Annotated in this window: 1 pseudogene; it reads right to left on the minus strand. The window is 60.8% G+C overall.

The annotated features are described in order from the left end of the window. Positions 1 to 311: 311 nt before the first annotated feature. Positions 312 to 953, minus strand: a pseudogene (locus tag AB6O04_RS20695) (hypothetical protein); the annotation flags it as partial.

Below are 953 nucleotides of genomic sequence, written 5' to 3' on the forward strand. Positions count from 1 at the left end.
TACACTTCCATGAAGCAGTTCTGCGAGTCTCGCGGCACGACTGCCAACTCTGTGGCGGCATTTGTGAGTACTGTGGGCGAGTTGTCGGAGATGGGAGGGCGCTTGCTCAATCGAGCCGAAGCACACATGCGGGAGAAGGGGTACTTGGGCCCAGACGGATTGCTGACCCCAAAAGGAGTCGACCTGCATTCGAGTCTGCGAGCAGATAGTAGCCACTGACAACTGATCTGTTCGCCAACTATCTGAAGCGGAAGGCCCCGGCAGCTCGCGCGGGGCCTTTTCGTTTTCACTTGTGGAGACTAGCGAACGGGCTAGGGCATTGAGGGGTCGAACGCGGCCATCGAAAAAGTGATTGTCGGGCCCACGTGACGCGGATCGTTCGTCAACTGTGACAGCTGTTCAAGCGCGTGCGCAGACAGCGGATTGCCTTCCAGATGTAGCGCGCCGCCGGGATTGCGGTGCTGCACATTGCTCGGCAACGCCGTCAGCAAATTATGGCGCAGGTTGTATTCCCAGAAAAGTCCGGGCCTGCGCGTGGGTATCTCATCCATCCGTGCGATCTGGTTTCCCTCAAAATCCAAAACGCCCAAATTGGCTGGCCACCTCGGCGGCACCGACGTCAACTGGCAGTGGGTCGCCCGAAGGGTTCTCAGGTTGGCGGGAAGCGCAGGCAGCGCGGTTAGTGGGCAGCCACTCACGTCAACGCTTACAAGCGAATTTGGCAGCGCGGGCAGGCTACCCAGCGGGTTGTTTTGGCACTGGAGCGTTTGCAGGCGAGCCGGCAACACCGGCAACTGGGTTAGCACGTTATCTCCACAGTCGAGCCAGGCCAGGTCGGCCGGAAGTGGCGGCAGGTCACGAAGCTGCAGTCGCGACAAATCCAAATAACCCGGCAGCCCGATGTTGCGCATCCGCTCGGCGGCCTCGACGCGACGTTCGCCGGGCTCGGCACG

Origin of the sequence: Pseudoxanthomonas sp. UTMC 1351, from assembly GCF_040948865.1 — a bacterium.
GTDB lineage: Bacteria > Pseudomonadota > Gammaproteobacteria > Xanthomonadales > Xanthomonadaceae > Pseudoxanthomonas_A.